Annotated in this window: 12 protein-coding genes and 4 pseudogenes; 11 read left to right on the top strand and 5 right to left on the bottom strand. The window is 56.9% G+C overall.

What is annotated here, in order from left to right; all coding sequences use genetic code 11:
- Positions 1–770: HEPN/Toprim-associated domain-containing protein (locus tag LA04_RS24630; RefSeq protein WP_052119527.1), on the top strand; the 770-nt coding region annotated here is incomplete at its 5' end.
- Between the two features lie 203 nt (positions 771–973).
- Positions 974–2,332 (top strand): hypothetical protein, encoded by a 1,359-nt coding sequence (locus tag LA04_RS05675; protein WP_047650796.1) that lies wholly within the window; start codon positions 974–976, stop codon positions 2,330–2,332.
- Positions 2,333–2,642: 310 nt separating this feature from the next.
- Here the strand turns inward: LA04_RS05675 and repE are convergent, their stop codons facing one another.
- The 3 genes and pseudogenes from repE to LA04_RS05660 form a co-directional block, all read right to left on the bottom strand.
- Positions 2,643–3,398: a replication initiation protein RepE gene (repE, locus tag LA04_RS05670; RefSeq protein ID WP_047650795.1), complete on the bottom strand. Its 756-nt coding sequence runs from the start codon at positions 3,396–3,398 to the stop codon at positions 2,643–2,645.
- A 443-nt stretch (positions 3,399–3,841) separates the two neighbouring features.
- Positions 3,842–4,159, bottom strand: a pseudogene (locus LA04_RS05665) (DUF4113 domain-containing protein); the annotation flags it as partial.
- 479 nt (positions 4,160–4,638) lie between these two features.
- The gene (locus LA04_RS05660) at positions 4,639–5,637 is read right to left on the bottom strand and encodes a LysR family transcriptional regulator (protein WP_052119526.1); all 999 of its coding nucleotides are present in this window, start codon (positions 5,635–5,637) and stop codon (positions 4,639–4,641) included.
- Between the two features lie 441 nt (positions 5,638–6,078).
- Between LA04_RS05660 and LA04_RS05655 the strand changes: the two genes are divergently transcribed.
- From LA04_RS05655 to LA04_RS05610, 9 genes and pseudogenes are all read left to right on the top strand, one after another.
- Positions 6,079–6,813 carry a fimbria/pilus periplasmic chaperone gene (locus tag LA04_RS05655; RefSeq protein WP_047650791.1) on the top strand — a complete coding sequence of 245 codons (735 nt, stop codon included), beginning with the start codon at positions 6,079–6,081 and terminating at the stop codon, positions 6,811–6,813.
- A 34-nt stretch (positions 6,814–6,847) separates the two neighbouring features.
- A complete protein-coding gene (locus LA04_RS05650; RefSeq protein ID WP_047650790.1) occupies positions 6,848–9,322 on the top strand; it encodes a fimbria/pilus outer membrane usher protein in 2,475 nt (824 codons plus the stop codon).
- Positions 9,315–9,761, top strand: a complete 447-nt coding sequence (afaD, locus tag LA04_RS05645; protein WP_052119525.1) for an AfaD family invasin — start codon at positions 9,315–9,317, stop codon at positions 9,759–9,761. Before LA04_RS05650 ends, afaD begins: the two co-directional genes overlap by 8 nt.
- Before the next feature lie 50 nt (positions 9,762–9,811).
- A complete protein-coding gene (locus tag LA04_RS05640; protein ID WP_047650789.1) occupies positions 9,812–10,339 on the top strand; it encodes a hypothetical protein in 528 nt (175 codons plus the stop codon).
- A gap of 648 nt (positions 10,340–10,987) precedes the next feature.
- Positions 10,988–11,209, top strand: coding sequence for a hypothetical protein (locus LA04_RS05630; protein WP_185807270.1), 222 nt, complete (start codon positions 10,988–10,990; stop codon positions 11,207–11,209).
- A pseudogene (gene tnpB, locus LA04_RS24705) lies at positions 11,206–11,423 on the top strand (IS66 family insertion sequence element accessory protein TnpB); the annotation flags it as partial. The gene LA04_RS05630 and the pseudogene tnpB, both read left to right, overlap by 4 nt.
- Positions 11,415–12,976: pseudogene (gene tnpC, locus LA04_RS05620) on the top strand (IS66 family transposase). The pseudogenes tnpB and tnpC, both read left to right, overlap by 9 nt.
- Positions 12,977–13,646: 670 nt before the next feature.
- Positions 13,647–13,898, top strand: a complete 252-nt coding sequence (locus LA04_RS24700; protein WP_200882518.1) for a hypothetical protein — start codon at positions 13,647–13,649, stop codon at positions 13,896–13,898.
- Positions 13,816–14,325, top strand: a complete 510-nt coding sequence (locus LA04_RS05610) for a CfaE/CblD family pilus tip adhesin (RefSeq protein ID WP_047650786.1) — start codon at positions 13,816–13,818, stop codon at positions 14,323–14,325. Before LA04_RS24700 ends, LA04_RS05610 begins: the two co-directional genes overlap by 83 nt.
- Positions 14,326–14,379: 54 nt before the next feature.
- Here LA04_RS05610 and LA04_RS24695 read toward each other — a convergent pair.
- Positions 14,380–14,469 (bottom strand): annotated as a pseudogene (locus LA04_RS24695) (integrase); the annotation flags it as partial.
- 224 nt (positions 14,470–14,693) lie between these two features.
- Positions 14,694–17,300: an autotransporter outer membrane beta-barrel domain-containing protein gene (locus LA04_RS05600; protein WP_233443255.1), complete on the bottom strand. Its 2,607-nt coding sequence runs from the start codon at positions 17,298–17,300 to the stop codon at positions 14,694–14,696.
- Positions 17,301–17,363 lie beyond the last annotated feature (63 nt).

The raw sequence follows: 17,363 nt of genomic DNA, 5'->3' as shown, positions 1-17,363 counted from the left end.
TGATGGTCAGCTGGGTCGACGACGATTGCTCCTGGGTTCGTGATACGAACTTTAATTTCCCGTGTACACAACAAGACTTTTACGCTTTAGCGATTCTGCTAATCACTGAGGATGACGCTGTATGCGAACTGGACCTGAAATGGCTCATTTCTGCCGGATGGACTGATGATTTTGACGATCTGGAAGAAAAACATGCAGGAGCCACTCAACCGCTTAGACATGCCAGACAGAGCCTTTCAGAGTTAAGTACACTGGTCGCCTCTGCACCCGAAAATCCTGTACTGGTGAGAATGTGTTACTCCGGCATAATTACCGTTATGGAAGCTTACCTTGCAGATATTTTCATACGGGCAGTAAAGCATCCTCCTGTTAAGCGACGTTTCGTTGAGAGCTACGAGGCATTCCAGAATAGCTCCAAAAAGCCACTTTCAGAGGTCTTCAATCTGCTCGATTCGCTGGACAAGACTATCGAGACGGCATTGCTCAGCCTGTCGTTTCATCATATTCCGACAGTGAAACAACTCTATCAGGAATGTCTCCTTGTCAGTTTCCCGCCCAACATATTGAATGATATAGCGCGTTCAGTGATCATTAGACACGACATTGTTCATCGAAATGGCCGGGATAAGAAAGGGAAGCACCACTTAATTGAGTGCCATCATGTAAATCAGCTCGAGGAGCTCATGCACGTGTTTCTGGCTGGTATAGACAAACAGATTCTGGATGGGCTTCAGCAGCAATTCCAGAATAATGATGACGTACAAATGTAATCCTTTTGTGTTTTATTTGTATTTCATTTATGAAGAGCGTCGTCGAAAAATGAAGTACGAGAGATAAGTTGAATCTCAGTACCTGTACTTCATTTTCATTCCAGAAGTATGGTTTATTGTGTTTCATTTGTATTTCGTTTGTAATACTTTTGAAATTCATTTCAATATCATTATTTGAAGCGTTTCGCTGTCAGGAGAAAGGAATGGAACTGGTCTGGAAAAAAAATCCCAGAGGACGGTTTGAGAGGAAACTGACTCTGGCTGAAAAGGAAGCCCTGCTTCACGTCTTCAGTAATGGGCGAAAACCAGGCCAGGCAGATTTGCGCATTGTGAATATGGTTCTCAACGAGATGGACAGACAGGAACTGTGGATCAAGTGCGACTGTGTTAACCCTGACCCTGAAGCTGAAGGCCCATTTAATTGTGAAGTGAACGTAGCCAAATTACGTCATGTAAAGACCACAAGGCCGCATGACGAACAGTGTCCGCTGTTTCGTCTGAAAAAAGAGAAAGACGCTGACAACACGGTTGTTGAAGGTAAAACAAGCCCACTGAATCCTGTTGGCGGGGATGACTGGCTACCGGACAAGAAGAAGGATGTCAGAGCTGCCACCGTGGAAGAACCGGTAGAACCACGTAAGCGCAAGCGAAAAATGCTGAAACCCGTTCCGGCTCTGGGGCGTAAATTACTGACGCTTATCCAGGCTGCGGGCCTGAACCAGCTTGAACTGATTCCTGAGTACCAGAGTCCTGGGCTTACGGGGGCGATCAGCAGGCTCAAAGACGTGCTGGAAGACCACTCAATGAGCAACGGCACACCTCTGAGCAAGTTATTCAGCTGTGTACCCTGGTTAAGCATCGAGCGTATTGGTTGCATGCTTTCAGAGCTGGAAACGATGCTGGGTATCAACAGCCAGAAAAAAGAACCGTGCGTGTATGTCATCGGGATAGCGACAGACGTCAGCCGGGAAGAGGTAGTCTTCAGCGTTCGTGGGAAAAACTTCGTGCACCGACCGGAGGCTAGGGTCAGTATCAATGGTGAAAACACATACAATGTCGGCAGCCGCGCCCCTTACTGGACAATTCTGGAATACCGGAGGGGAGGAGATGGTAACGTTTATTGCCATGAAGGCTACGCCCATGCCGCCTACACGCTTGATAATCCAGTTCCCGTCGACAGTAACAGGGAGCGTGAAACCCTGAAGGTGATCATCAACGCCAGCAGTTATGCCGGCCGTCAACCAAATCATCCGGATGCGATCAGTCTCAGCAAGCCCTTGTTCACGACAAAAAGCATCAAGGACGGTGAGGAGGAAGACATTCACCCCGATTTTATCCTGAACGTAGGTCCGGCCAAAGAAAGTTCAGTGACGACCTTCATCATTGAAACGATGGGGTATGAGTCCAGGGAGTACATCGAGCGCAAACACAAAACTCACAGCTGGATGGCGCAAGAAGGGGTGTTGTTAACAGATCCTCCGGGCTGGCCAGCGGCTTCAGATAAAACGTTTAATATCGTTCTGCTCAGACACATTTTCACCGCTGGAAAAATGCGGAGATAGCGCTGAAGCCGAATTGTTTCAGGCAAAGTGTGACAATTAGCCCTGAAGCAGAATTACAGGATAGAGGATGCTGTTATGCTATCTGTGACAAATGACACTCAGTGCTCAAACTAATGAGTGATAAGTTGCCCTTAGCTAACTGTGACAAACTGCCCTCAATCAGCGGTAAAAAGCTAAGATTCTGAGCTGGTGCGAACCATAATTCCAGTACGGTTCGGGTGTGAAGGTAGCATCTGTGACAAATTACCCTTAACTTTAGAATCAAAGTGTGACGAACCACCCTCATGTTTGTGACATCGAACCCTCAGATTCATTCAGGGGTGATGGATGTTATGTCACTGAAGGAAAAGACTATATGAGTAGTCTGGCGGCCTTTCTTTTTCTCGATATACGATAACCGCATCGGCGTTCTGCTGTTGATTTCATCGACACTCGCCTGCAGGAAACGACGGCGGAAGTCTGGCATACGCTGATAGCTTTGCGGAAGCTGGTAGCGCTCCATGATCCAGTCAATTTTCAGGGATACCACGCCAGAGCCATCCGGCTTACGGTACTGGCATAACGACTCGTAGAGACGCATGGCATAAGGATTCGTGATCTCTTTCGTTTCACTGAGTCGGAACTGTGTAAAACGGTTCTGAAGACCAATGAAGAAAGGGATGAGGTAAGGGTTGATATGTACGCTGTACAGTCCTCTGGATGGACTGTGGGCACGTTTGATGAACCAGGGGAAGGATTCATATCCCTTTTCTTCACCTGCATCTTCTTCAGGGCGATAAAAGACCACTTCCTTACCCGCGAACCCCTTGAGCGCCTGACGGATATCTTTACTGGCCTCGGCGGAGGTCAGGCCGAAGGTTTCCGCATATTTGGCGACCTGAATTTCACAGATCCCATCATGCTCCTGCAGCGTACCGTCAGATTTTCTGATCTGGTCCACAAAGAGATAAAGCATACGCTTTTGATCGCGGGACAGACTGTATGCCGCCTCAGTCAGTTCGTTTGACTGAACTATACGCGGGCTATTCTTACGTTTTTTATGGTTGATAACCGCAACTTCCATCATGACAGATCCGTGTAAAGTGTGACAGATTTTAAGATTGTCACACTAAATGAAAAAGAGTCAACAGGTAGGGATAACTTTGTGAAATACTGCAGCTTTTGAGGGCAATTTGTCACAGGGTTAAGGGCAATCTGTCACAGATAAACCGGGGTTTTGAGGGTGATTTGTCACACTGAAAGGGCAAATTGTCACAAAGATCCTTCTCAAACCCGCATGAATAAAGGGCTGAGAGACGTTCTAAAAAGGTAAACCTAACAACCTATTAAAAAGATCTTATAAAAATATGTCCGTGGATAAGTGGATAAATCTGAAGAAGCTAACCATTAGACTCCGAGCGTAAGCAGAATTTGTCCGTGCAGTTCCCTGGTGCTTCCTCGCTCACTCGCGGGCTTCGCCCTGCCGTTCGGCTGCGGCGAGCACTACTGGCTCTCTCTGAAAGGCGAAATTTAACCGATCCTCGCTATGGGGATATCTTTCCAGCGAGTGGTGTACGCAGGGGAGAGCATATCGCGTTTCATTTGCCATGCAGGCGCAATCCCTCTTCCGGCAAACCAGACCTGTCCCAGACCGGAATGATTAATGCCATCAAGAACCTTCATCAGCTCGGCGCTGTGAGGACGTGGCGGACGTTCGTCGAACAGCTGCAGCTGCGAAACACCGGAGCCGGTGAAGTCATTCAGCATCACACCGGCTTTGGCATACCGGTGGCCATCCTTCCAGATACGCTCCAGAGCCGTTGTAGCGGCTGCAATGATGTCCCGGGTAACGGCGATGACGGGCATAATTAAAAAAGGACGTACGCGAACCGGGGAGGGGCACTTCAGCATAGGATATCTTCTTCTTTCTTAACGGCAGTCAGAGAGGATTGCCAAAGCAGCCAAAGCAAATATACGCCCTGCCGGCCTCAGGTACCTGATTCATCTGGAGAAATCAGATTTTCCGAAAAGGAAATTATAATGACAGCCTCATCCGTCACTCCCGGTCCGCGCTGACGCTTACTGCGCAGACAGGTCGGCTTTCCACGGCAGCAGGTCACTCAGCCGGTTAGCAGGCTGCGCGATTGCTGCAATAGAAGGTCGATCTCACCGCAATTTAAACGTCAATAAACGGCCTACATAAGCCCCTTACTTTCGTAATCATGCTTATAGATGATATTCGGCCGGAGCCTGGGCAAGGATATCAGCACTATGTCAGATGGCGGCGGTTCCATGGCAAATACGACAGCGTCCTTCGCACTGTGCGGTTACGGTTTTCCGCTGTCGTGCCGAGCAAGAAAATCGGGCTGCAGCTGAGGCGCCGCATGGTTATCAGCAAGAAGCTGAGGCCGCGTGTTCCAGCGCTCCTCTATATAATTGCAGAAATCGGTGAAAATCCTGGTCTGTCGGGGGCGCTGCCGCCAGATAAGCCATGCAGGGAGGTCAGGGATATTCCATTCCGGCAGAATGATTTCAAGTTGTCCACGCCCTAAATAACCGGAAGCCAGCCAGCCGGGCGTGGCGACGCTGATCCCGCGTCCCTGAATCGCCAGGTTCAACATAGCGAACAGATTGTTTGAAGAAATGCCTGCTTCAGCATCACGCTCCAGCGCATAGGACTCTTCTCCTCTGAAAAACAGGATCGGACCAGCAAGGCCGTGGTGGTGCAGCCCCAGAAGCTGATGATTTTCCAGATCGCGCGGATGAGAAATGGCCGGATGCTGCTCAAGATAACGGGGACTGGCACACAGCACAAGCTTCAGAGGAGAAAGTTTTCTGTGCACCAGGTCTTCACTTTCAATCCTGCCGCTTCGTAATACCAGGTCATCCAGTTCGGGAGATTCCCGGCTGAGATCGCTACGTTCACGTGCGTCGAGAAACACCTTCACCTTCGGATGCATCTGCGCATAATCGAAGACCCATTCATTGGCCAGAAACTCACACACGATGGCGGGTGCCGTAAGACGGATATGCCCCTTTATTTCATTGTCCGGGTTACGGATGTCCTCAAGCAGCGAATGAAAGGACTCTGTGATCTCCCGAGCACGGTTTAACGTTGTCTGGCCCGCTTCGGTCAGGTTCATTCCCTGTGACGTCCGGCTAAACAACACCGCACCCAGATACTCCTCAAAGCGACTGACGGCCTTGCTGACGGCAGCGGTACTGATATTCAACTGCCGGGCAGCCTCTGAAATGCTTCCGGCTTCTGCCGTGCGGATGAAGATAAGCCAGTCCCGCATACCACGGTTATTATCCTTATCCATCATGGTTCCTTAATCAGTATGTACAAGAAACAGAGCTGATGTGTTTTTCATCACGTCTGTCAGGGAGCCTATGCAATAACAGGATAGCTTAAAGAAGAACTCTTTTTTTTCAAGCCCCGACGCCCGTGGTGAGAGACCTGCTGCCGCCTTGTGAAAGCACAGATCAAAGGCGGGAGAGGGAGCTAAGAATGGTTGCCTGCGGTGCAGCCGACAGGTACTCCGACCACGGGCAAGGTGTATCGCCCCCTTCCCGCTCTGTGCGCTTGTGCCTTTCCCGAAAGTTAACGATGCCTTAACTACAGGCGGGTTTTCCCTCCCCCCCTCCCGACAGTATGATTCGCGCCCTGAATTAAGACCTAAGTTGACAGGCCGCCGCGCTTATTCCTTTCATGCAGACGGCAACCTGTATTTTGCCTGACGGCGTGAATATAACGGGAACATCTCATGAACAACTCACTCATCACCACAGCCCTGCTGACCGGGGCCTTGTTTACTCAGTGCTTCTCTGCAACAGCGGCGGAAATGCTGCCAGCAACGAGCCAGAACACCTTCAGTGTGACGCTCGGTACCACGCGGGTCATCTACCCGGAAGGTGCGGCCGGCGCGCAACTGTCGGTGTCAAACCCACAGGACCGACCCATGCTGGTCCAGTCCTCGGTGACCGGCGAGGACCGCAAAACGCCGGCTCCCTTCCTGGTCACGCCGCCGCTGTTCCGCCTTGAAGCAAACCAGCAGAGCCGGCTGCGCATTATCCGCACCGGAGGCAGCCTTCCTCAGACGCGGGAGAGCCTGTACTGGTTGTGCGTGAAGGCGCTGCCGCCGTCGGGTGAAGCATCGGACAACGCGTCCGGGGTGTCGGTGACAGTGAACATGGCCATCAGCTCGTGTGACAAGCTGATTTTCAGGCCGTCCGGCCTGAAAGGCAGTCCGGAAGGTGCGGCCGGCGCACTCACCTGGGTGCGGGCGGATAAGGAGTTAAGGGTCAGCAACCCGACACCATTTTACATGAACCTGAAGGCGGTGAGCGTGGGAGGGAAAGAGGTCGATAACCTGACCTATGTCCCTCCCCAAGGGAGTGTGACGCTGCCGCTGCCAGCGGGCGCGGACGGGGCCGTGAAGTGGAGCGTCATCAACGACCAGGGCGGCGAGAGCCGCCGTTTCGAGGCCGCAGCTGACTGATTTAGCCTGTTTAACGCGAAGAGAAGGAGGGAGTGTGCGCCGTGCAGCTTTCATCGCGGCCCTGCCGGTAGCGTGCTTCACCTCTGGCGCTGCCGCACAGCAGTATCATTTTGACGCCTCGCTGCTCGGCGGCGCGGCAAAAAACGCGGACCTGTCGCTGTTTGAACAGGGTCTGCAGCAGCCGGGCACCTACCGGATGGATGTCCTGCTTAACGGCGAACAGGTTGACAGTCAGGACATCACGCTGCGGCTTGTGAAAGCGCCGTCGGGAGACAGCCTGCAGCCCTGCCTGAGCGTGGCACAGCTGCTGCGCTGGGGCGTCAACACAGCGGCCTGGCCTGCGCTGGCGGAAGGTGGAAAAACGTGCGCCCGCCTGTCGGCCATACCGCAGGCGCGGGTGACGGCGGATGTGGCGGCACTACAGCTGAGACTGGACATTCCGCAGGCCGCCCTGCGCCCGCACTACGGCGGTCTTGCGCCGGAGGCGCTCTGGGACAACGGCATCACCGCCTTCAGGATGAACTACAGCGCCGGCACCTCACGCACGGACGGCCAGCCCAGCGGTCCGGCGGAAACCTCGTGGGCACAGCTGCAGCCGGGCATCAATGCCGGCCCGTGGCGCGTGCGCAGCAGCCTGAGCTGGAAGAGCGGGGAACGCTGGCAGCGGGCTTACACCTGGGCAGAGCGCGGGTTCATGAAGATAAAGAGCCGCCTGACGCTCGGTGAGCGTACCACCTCCGGCGACGTGTTTGATGGCGTGCCGTTCACCGGTGCCATGCTTGCCACCGACGAGGCCATGATACCGGCGGACGAGCGCGGCTACACGCCGGCGGTGAGGGGGGTGGCCCGCACCCGGGCCAGGATTGAGATACGCCAGCACGGCTATCTGCTCAGGATGCTGCAGGTCGCGCCCGGGCCTTTCAGTATTGAGGATTTGCCTGCGGGACAGGGCGGAGAGGACCTGCAGGTCACGGTGCATGAGGCGGACGGGCATAACCAGTTCTTTACGGTTCCGTGGCAGACGCCTGCCGTGGCGCTGCATCAGGGATACCTCAGGTACAGCGTGACTGCGGGCCGCTACCGCCCGTCTGAGGCGGGAGTTGCTCCGGCGACGTTCGCGCAGGCCACCCTGATGTACGGGCTGCCCCGCGGGCTGACCCTCTATGGAGGACTGCAGGAGGCGGCAGACTACAGCGCAGCGTCGCTGGGACTGGGTAGCTCGCTGGGGCGCTGGGGTGCCGTCTCGGCTGACGCCACGGCGGCCCGGGCCCGCACCCCGTACGACGGGGCGCAGGCGGGAGCCGCCTGGCGGGTGCGATACAGCAGCAGGCTGGGCGACACGACAAGCCTTGCGCTGTCGAGCGTGCAGTACAACTCACCGGGCTACCGGTCCATGTCTGATACCCTGGACCGCTGGCGGCGCAACGGTAACGACTCCATGGGATACGCACAGCGGTCCGTGCGCGGTCGAAGCACGCTGCAGGTGAGCCAGTCGATGGGCGCAGCGGGCGGGCTGGGTCTGAACGTCACCCGCACGGACTGGCGGGGTGACGGTGGACCGGACTACGGTTACGGCGCCAGCTGGAGCACGTCGCTGCACGGCGCGTCCATGTCGCTCAGCTGGCAGCAGAGTCGTACTGGGCGCGGTTGTCGGGACAGTCTGCTGAGCCTGTGGCTGAGCGTCCCGCTGGGCCGTAGCACCAACGCCAGCTGGAGCCTGACGGCCCCGTATCAGGGCGTACAGTCTCAGGAAGTGGCGCTGAGTGGCCGGGCGGTGAACGACCAGCTGGACTGGAGCGTGCGAGAAAACTACCGTTCCGGCAGCGGGTCAGACCCGACGGGCGGCAGCCTGCACGCGGGATGGGCCGGGGCCTACGGTACGGCCGCTGCCGGCTACAGCTACGGCGCGTCGGGCCGGCAGGCCGACGTCAGTGTGGCGGGCGGCGTGATAGCTCACCGGCACGGAGTGACGTTCAGCCAGCCGCTATCGGACACGGTTGCGCTGGTGAGTGCCCCGGGCGCCGCTGATGTGGCCGTGGGCGGCTGGCCCGGGGTCAGTACGGATCGGCGCGGCTACACCGCCGTGTCCGGGCTGGCGGACTATCAGGACAACACGGTGAGCCTGGACCCTACCACTCTGCCGGACGATGCGGACGTGCCGCAGACCGACGTGAGAGTGGTGCCGGCGGCAGGTGCTGTAGTAATGGCGACATTCCGGACGCGGACCGGCGCCCGGGCGCTGGTCACGCTTCAGCACCCGGACGGGACACCCGTGCCGTTCGGGGCGCGGGTGAGCGTGGCGGGACAGGCTGGCAGCGCGGGCCTTGCGGACGGCAGCGGGCAGGCCTTTCTGACCGGCCTGCCGCCTGCGGGCCGCCTGATGGTGCGCGCGGGTAGCGAACGCTGTCAGGCGGACTACCTGCTGCCCGGAGAAAAGGGCCCGGCTGGGCTTTACACCTTCAACGCGGTCTGTCGCCGGGCTGCACAACACGGAGAAGAACATGAATAACGCAACCGCCAGCGCCCGGCGCTGGCAACTTGCCCTGACGGGGCTACTGCTGACCGTGGCGGGAGCCGCTCAGGCCGGCCCTGTGCTTCAGCTGACCGCCACCCCCGGCCTGCAGGCCGGGCCGGTCAGGGATGGCACGCTGCTGATGCGGGGGCGCGTCAGCAGCAACGACCCGCACGGCGGCTTCCGGTTGTGGTGCGCCACACATGCGCCGGGTAACAGCTCAGTCCGCTGTGTACTGATCGGGCAGCGGCATGCCGGGAACATCCTGCGGGTGCGCCTGAGCGGCGAGGGATGGCAGCCGGGGCCGCCACCGGAAGGCGGAATGATGACGGTTAACGCTGAGCGCAGCGTTGCGTTCCGCATTGAGGCCGATGGCGACCAGCAGGCCGCCGTCGACACGTGGGCCGTTGCGCTGAGCGCGGCCACAACAGACTGATATCGGCAATCCTGCCGGTACAGAAATAATAAATAACAGAGGAAAATACCATGAAAGCACGTTTACTGACCGCCCTTGTTGCAGCCGGCTGTTTCAGCCAGATGGCTGTGGCTGATGACACACTGACAACGGGCGACATCACTAATAAAACTACCGCCACTGCCACGCTGAATATAAGCCAGCCCGTAACGCTGGAAAACACCCTTACCCCAGAGCCCGGAGTGAGGGCCGGCCTTAAAAGCGACGGCTCGAAAGAGGTGGTTCTTGCAACGGGTAAACTAGCGATTAAGGAGGCCGGCGCAAAGGCGCGGCTGGCCTTGCTTGGGATCTCTACTTCAAGGGAACTATTTGAAACGTATGCGGCGGGCCATGAAGGCGACGATGAGTACAAGCTAAGCTATGTGGTAGCACCTAACGACAGAGACGATAGCTATAGTACGTTCACGCAACCAGATGGGGAGTATTTTGTCAAAAAAAATGCAGTGAATAGTATCAATTATTCTGTTCTTGCCCTGTTTGGTACCCCCAAAGCGGGCAACTACGTCATCAGCGCTACGGGCGCCGTCTACAATCCGTAACGCATCAACCTGACCTTTTTAACGACCGGCAGGGGGGCACCGCGCGGACCCTGCCGGCGTGACGGGAGAAAACAGTGATACCGATGAGTAAAAACGCGGATACCGGACGGGCCGAGGGCACGTTCAGCGCAACGGACCTGGCCGGCAGGCTGGGGCGGTATGGCTTCACCGAGTGCAGCACGCTGCGGGCTTTTATACTCTGCATCTGCGGCGACACCCCGGGCCCCCCGGAGCTGGGCTACATCCGGCTTAAGCTCAGGGAGTGCCTGGGCCGCCACGACGACGGCAGCGCCTGGTTTGCGGACCTGCGCGAGGCGGAAAGGTGGGTGGGTGCAACCAGCAGGACGAGCCGCGGGCAAGCTGCTGGCTCCCCCTGCGGCTGAAGCTAAAAAAATTAAAACGCGCCCCGTCACGTAAGCCGGTCATGAATCCGCGGGACAGGCTGCGCGATCTGCTGCCCGGGAAAGCCGGTGATAGTGTTCCCCGTCCGAAAGCGGTATCCGTAAGCTCTTTCACTTGATGAAAGAGAGTAAATATCCAGAGCGCTGGTAGCAAAAATTAGCATCAGGGCTATTGCGTATTCCGCCCCAAACCGACCATTTTAACGATAACCTGTTGTTCAACTGGCGCAGCCTTTACAGGAGGGGCATGTTGCTTCCACACAACAGTGAGCCGGTACTGCTTCCTGTCATGCTGTCCGCCGAACCGGGCAGAACCGTCACCGTTCCGTCCTCCGGGCCGGAAAATACTTCCGGTGAAACACTGTGCTGCGAACTGGTTCTTCCTTCCGGTACCGTGAGACTGATAGGCACACTGACGCCGGAGCTGCTGCGTGCGCTGGTCAGCGAACTCAGGGATATCGAGGCATGATTAACTTTCCGGCGGGCTCGCGCATCTGGCTGGTCGCCGGCGTGACTGATATGCGCTGCAGCTTTAACGGGCTGGCGGCGAAAGTGCAGAACACATTGCGAACGGCCCCCTTCAGCGGGCATCTGTTTATCTTCCGGGCAGGCGCGGCGATATGGTGAAAATTCTCTGGGCCGATGCGGACGGCCTGTGTCTGTTCACCAAGCGCATGGAACGCTCACTTTCTGCAGAAAATGCCCGCCTCAGGGTGCTGCTGGACACACAGCAGCGAAGCCTTGAACAGATGGTCGAATACAACCGTCTCCTGTCACAGCGGGTGGCGGCCTACGCCAGTGAGATAAACCGGCTGAAGGCGCTGGTTGCGAAACTGCAGCGCATGCAGTTCGGCAAAAGCTCCGAAAAGCTGCGTGAGAAAGCGGCACGTCAGGTGCGCGAGGCTGAGGAGCGCATCAGCGCCCTGCAGGAGGAGATGGCGAACAGCATGACCCGGTACTGCCACAGCCGCTGCGCCAGTCTTCTGCCCGTAAACCTCTCCCCGCCAAACTCCCGCGCGAAACCCGCATGCTGTTGCCGGCAGAAATCGCCTGCCCGGCGTGCGGCGGAGAGCTCAGCCCCCCCCCGGGCTGCGACGTGTCGGAGCAGCTGGAGCTCATCAGCAGCGCCTTTAAGGTTATCGAAACGCAGCGGCCGAAGCTGGCCTGCCGCAGGTGCGACCATATCGTTCAGGCTGCCATGCCGTCAAAACCCATCGAGCGCAGCTACGCCGGCCCGGGCCTGCTGGCGCGCATCGTCACGGCGAAGTTCGCAGAGCACACGCCGCACTACCGTCAGTCGGAAATCTACCGCCGTCAGGGCGTGGAGCTGAGCCGGGCCACGCTGGGGCGCTGGTCCGGCGCGGTCAGCGAACTGCTGGCGCCGCTGTGTGACCTGCTGCGCCAGTACGTGCTGATGCCGGGCAAGGTGCACACCGACGATATCCCGGTACCGGTTCAGGAGCCGGGCAGCGGCAAAACCCGCACGGCCCGGCTGTGGGTGTACGTGCGGGATGACCGCAACGCAAGGTCGCAGCTGCCGCCGGCGGTCTGGTTCGCGTACTCCCCGGACCGTAAGGGGATGCATCCGCAGCAGCACCTTGCGGGGTACCGCGGTATCCTGCAGGCGGATGCGTACGGTGGTTATAACGCGCTGTACGAAGACGGGCGCATCACGGAAGCGGCCTGCATGGCGCACGCCCGGCGAAAAATCCACGACGTTCACGTCCGTACACCAACGGACATCACCACTGAAGCGCTGAAGCGCATCGGTGAGCTGTACGCCATCGAGGCCGGGATACGCGGCAGCCCGGCAGACGAACGGCTGGCGGTGAGAAAAGCCAGGTCTGTTCCGCTGATGCAGTCGCTGTACGACTGGATACAGGCGCAGATGAAGGTGCTGTCGCGCCACTCGGATACGGCGAAGGCGTTCGCGTACCTGCTGAAGCAGTGGGATGCACTTAACCTATACTGCGGCAACGGCTGGGTCGAAATAGATAACAACATCGCGGAAAACGCGCTGCGCGGCGTTGCCCTGGGCCGGAAGAACTGGCTTTTTGCCGGTTCAGACGCAGGCGGTGAGCGGGCCGCCGTGCTGTATTCACTCATCGGTACCTGCCGGCTGAACGGCGTGGCCCCGGAGGTCTGGCTGCGTTACGTGCTCACGCACATCCAGGACTGGCCGGTGAACCGGGTCCGCGACCTGCTGCCGTGGAAGGCCGACCTGTCTGCGCAGTGAGCGTCAGTGCGGACCGGGTGTGACGGATGAGGCTGTCATTATAATTTCCTTTTCGCAAAATCTGTTTTCGCCAGATGAATCAGGCACCTGAATCGGGAAGTGCGTATAATTGCTTTGGCTGCTTTGGCTGCTTTGGCTGCTTTGGCTGCTTTGGCAATCCTCTCTGGCTGCCGTTAAGAAAGAAGAAGATATTCCATGCTGATGTGCTCCTCCCGCTGTTTTTCCCTGGCTCGTGTTAGTCCTTTTTTAATTATGCTTATTATCGTGTTATCACTTCACGCTGAAACGGCGTCGGCTGCTCTTACGGGTTTTTACGATGCTGAATATGTGCGAAACGATGTACCCGTCTCTCAAATCAAAAAAGGGACTGTGCTGGGGACTCTTTATATGAAAAGCCTGGCTATACAGTTTTACACTAAGAGTAGTATGGGCGCGCCCCCATAAGGTGAGCTTATCCTTTCCTCTGATGTATTCCACTACGGCCCCGGACCCCGGTTGTACCTTGAGTGCGAATCCCAGTGTAGGTATGCTCCGGTACGCAAATACGGGAAGGGTGTCCGTATGCAAAACCGGTGAAGTTTTGGTTTTATCCAGGGATATTATTGTTACTTACACGGGTTATGCCCCAGATACCCCTTACTACGGACGCCTTTACCAGTACAGGGGTAATATGCCAAGAACGAAATTGTTTGACGTGGTCGTGAATGACCCTGATAAAGTTCGCGCCAGTGCGGGGAAAACTGCATTATTACAAATTCGTCAATTAACTGGCCTCACTATAGGAAACGAAGTCGGTACGCCACCTTATGTGTTTCAGCAAACTGATATTCCTTCAATAAATGTTTTCTTCGGTCCCACGCAGCCTGCGGCATTTTTTTCCGCAGCAGAACTCATCACATGCACTGCTGCCCCTGCCTGTTAAGCCGTCCGGCGACCTGACGACGGGCAGCGCCTCCGTCGACCTGTGCCTTTACGATGGCGCGGGGCTGACCACATCACGGTACATGCTGACGTTTCAGGACCAGAACGCCGCCAACACCGGCCCTTACTTTGCGGTTTACAACAACAGCGGAACGGGAAAAATGGACTACAGCGTCAGCCTGACCGACCCGTCCGGTACGCCCCAGGCCGTGACCAACCGCACGCCTTTTTTCTGGAGCAACATGCAGAACGGCGGCGCGGCGCAGGGCCGGCTGAAGTATGTACAGCTGCCGGACGGCATTCAGGGCCTGGTTCCCTGCGTTCCTTCGGTCGTGACCGTTAAGGTAAAGCGCGTGCCCTACAGGAGCCTGCGGGCGGTTAACTACACCGGTCACCTGAATATCCTGTTCACTCCCTCCACCAACTGACAAGGGGACGGACCTGACTGACGACGTCAGTGTGGCCTGAATGTTACGCTTAATTTAGTTCCACGGAATTTTTGAGATTTCCGCGTTTTCGGCCTTCAGCCAGTATTCTTCCGGCATCAGGTTATTCAGAGATTCATGAGGTCGTACGTCCGGTTAAACCGTTTGATAAAGGCATTCTGCATCTGCGGCGACACCCCGGTACTCCGGAACTGTGCTACATTCGGCTTGAGCTCAGGGAGTGCCTGGGCCGCCACGATGATGACAGCGCCAGGTTTGCGTACCTGCGTGAGGCGGAAAGGCGGGTGGGTGCAGCCTGGAAGGCGGCCGGTGGGCAGGCCGCTGACTGTCATCCGCCACGGTGTGAGAACTCAGAACCGGTAGCTCACCTGCAGCGAACCCTGACTGTCGCGATAGCCGCCGCCTCCGGCCTGCTGCGTGAATACCACGGCGCCCGTCAGGCTCTGCGAAAGGCGCCCCTCCACGCCCGTTTTCAGCTCGGCGATATTCCGGCTCCCCCGCACATCATCCGCGTCCTCGTTCATGCGCACGCCGTACACCTGTGTATTGTGCAGCCAGTTCACTTCCACGAACGGCTGGAACTCGCGCACGGTCTGCTGGTCTGCCCGGCTTTTCCCGTTCAGGTACACTCTGAGACCGAGGCGGGTGGTAACGCCGTCGTTTCCAATACCCTGCACGCGGGTGCCGCCCGCCTCTGTGTGGTCATCCGCTCGGACGCCGGACCAGAGGACCTGTGCGTGCGGCTCAAGGAATACCCGGTTTTCCATACCGGCGGCGCTCACCCACTTTGTCACCTGCCACGCGTAGCCCCCCTCAGCCGACGCCTTTATTCCCTGACTGTTGTAACGCTCTGTCGGCAGCGTGTCGCCGGACACCTCGTTGCGGAACCAGTTGTACTGCACCCACGTATCTGCCCACGCGCCGGACTTTGCCTCCGCGTTCTGGTACCAGGTTCCGTAAAGCCCGGCGCTGTATCCGCTCACGCGGCCTTTTGCGTCACGCCCGCTGAGGCCGTTGTGCGAGCTGCTGTCTGCCCTGCCGTATCCCGCCATGAGGCCGGCGTGAACCGCATCGGTGCCACTGGTTGAACCCTGCATAACGTCACCACCCAGCTGCAACACATACCGGTTAGTCTGCGTGCTGTTCTGTCCGTCAGCCATTGATGTCCGCCCGTGTCCGCCGAGGTTACGCATCCACAGGCTGGTTGTCCGCTTCTCACCCGTCAGAGGGTCGGTATAGCGCGTTTCCCCACTGTGTTCACGCAGCGACAAATCAAACAGGGTGTTCGCCGCCTGCAGGTTGGCGGTATAGGCTGCTGCCTCCGGACGGTACATTCTGGCTAGCTCCGGAGTGGGCTGAGGTGACACGGATGTGAAACTGGTCAGGTACCAGCCAGCCGGGTCAGTTCCGGAAACGTTTCCTTTGCGCAGGCTGTAGTCATAGGCACCGGCCACCACGCGGTTACCCAGCGAGAACACCGCGTCAGAGCGCCCTCCCACGCGGATGAGCTGAATGCCGTCCAGGGTCTGCGCACCGCCGCCGTTCTCGTTAGCCACGAAGAGGGTGCTGGCACCGCGCGTGTTCCCGTTCACCACCAGACGGTCGGTCAGTGAGTCATCTCCAGCCAGCACGCTGCCGAGCGACACCGAACTGCCTGGCAGACCGATGTAGTCACCGTTTACGGTCAGGGTGTTGCCTGCGCTGGCAGGGGTGGGATTCAGCACGAGGCTTCCGCGGTTGGTCAGGCTGGCATTGATGACAGAAGCAGCGTTTTTCTCCGTACTGAAAAGCAGCGTGCCATTCTGGGACAGGGCCCCGTCAAGAATGCTGCCGCTTTCCAGCCTCAGGGTGCCGTTGTTTACCGTGCCGTTAGCGGCGGACCAGCGGGCAGATGGTGAGAGCGTCAGTGAACTGCCGGACGTGACGGTAATATTGTCCACGCTTGCGTTATTCGTGGCGGTGAACGCTGCGGACGTGTTTCCATCCCCCACGAACACTGCAGAACCCGCCTGACCGGTTAATGCGCCGTTAATAACCGCTCTGGTCCCACTGATATAAATAGCTGAGTTGCCAAGGTAAACAGAGCCATCGAGCAATCCTGAGTTGTGAATACCGCCGCTAATGTTGCCTGAATTGTATACAGACCAGTTTCCCCCTCTGATTGTGCCGCTGTTTACAATCTGAGAGATGTTACCGGCATTGCTTATACCCGTGTCTGCCCCCTGAATGATTCCACCAGACTCATTGAGGATACTGCCAATCGTTCCTTCGTTGAGAAGACCATTGCCGACGGAGCCCGTAATGGTGCCCGTATTGTCAATTTTACCTATCCGGTTGGTTATTCCACTCGTTGTAAGGTTAGTAATACCTGTCGCAGCTTTGATTTTCCCGTTATTAAAAACCGCGTCAATTGATGAAAGGTTATAAAGGGCGGTGGTGTAATTGTCGTTTCCGGTCAGATCGCTGTTGAGGGCTATATTGGTGATCAGGGAATCATTCTGCAGTGTGCCGCTGTTTGTAAAATCCCCAATAAACCCTGAAACGTTATAAACGGCGGCAATACCTGTCCCTCCGGTCACGGATATAAGTCCATCATTAATAAAGTCATCAATGTGAGTTTCGTTTGACACCCCAGGCCCGTTACTGGCTATGCGTATACCCGTGTAAGCAGAAGTGATGGTGCCACCATTACCAAACACTTCCAGATTGTTGTCCGGAATATAGACCGCGACGCCACCCACGCCCTCACGGGTAACATCAACAGAAGCCCCCTGAGCCACCGAGAAAAAACCCAGTGACGGCGAAACCGTACATTGTTCGGTTTCCTGACTGGTAACGGTCTGAGCTTCATTATCGCCAGCTGAAGCACACACGCTGGCTGCCACTGATGAAAATGACAGTAAATTTAGACTCATCAGGCTGACGGTCCACATTGCGTACTTTTTTTCATAAGACATATTAAACTCCTTTCAGGAAAAAATTAGTAAAACACGGGCGTGAGTGTGAACAAGACTGAATCG

The sequence above is a fragment of the Enterobacter sp. UCD-UG_FMILLET genome (assembly GCF_000762975.1).
Classification (GTDB): domain Bacteria; phylum Pseudomonadota; class Gammaproteobacteria; order Enterobacterales; family Enterobacteriaceae; genus Enterobacter; species Enterobacter dykesii.
This window is presented reverse-complemented; position numbering and strand designations above follow the sequence as displayed.

Bases quoted from the DNA above. Each gene is read 5' to 3' on its own strand.
- LA04_RS05675 (WP_047650796.1), top strand. From the start codon at position 974: ATGGAACTGGTCTGGAAAAAAAATCCCAGAGGACGGTTTGAGAGGAAA.
- repE (WP_047650795.1), bottom strand. From the start codon at position 3,398: ATGATGGAAGTTGCGGTTATCAACCATAAAAAACGTAAGAATAGCCCG.
- LA04_RS05660 (WP_052119526.1), bottom strand. From the start codon at position 5,637: ATGATGGATAAGGATAATAACCGTGGTATGCGGGACTGGCTTATCTTC.
- LA04_RS05655 (WP_047650791.1), top strand. From the start codon at position 6,079: ATGAACAACTCACTCATCACCACAGCCCTGCTGACCGGGGCCTTGTTT.
- afaD (WP_052119525.1), top strand. From the start codon at position 9,315: ATGAATAACGCAACCGCCAGCGCCCGGCGCTGGCAACTTGCCCTGACG.
- LA04_RS05640 (WP_047650789.1), top strand. From the start codon at position 9,812: ATGAAAGCACGTTTACTGACCGCCCTTGTTGCAGCCGGCTGTTTCAGC.
- LA04_RS05630 (WP_185807270.1), top strand. From the start codon at position 10,988: ATGTTGCTTCCACACAACAGTGAGCCGGTACTGCTTCCTGTCATGCTG.
- LA04_RS24700 (WP_200882518.1), top strand. From the start codon at position 13,647: ATGCCAAGAACGAAATTGTTTGACGTGGTCGTGAATGACCCTGATAAA.
- LA04_RS05610 (WP_047650786.1), top strand. From the start codon at position 13,816: ATGTTTTCTTCGGTCCCACGCAGCCTGCGGCATTTTTTTCCGCAGCAG.
- LA04_RS05600 (WP_233443255.1), bottom strand. From the start codon at position 17,300: ATGTCTTATGAAAAAAAGTACGCAATGTGGACCGTCAGCCTGATGAGT.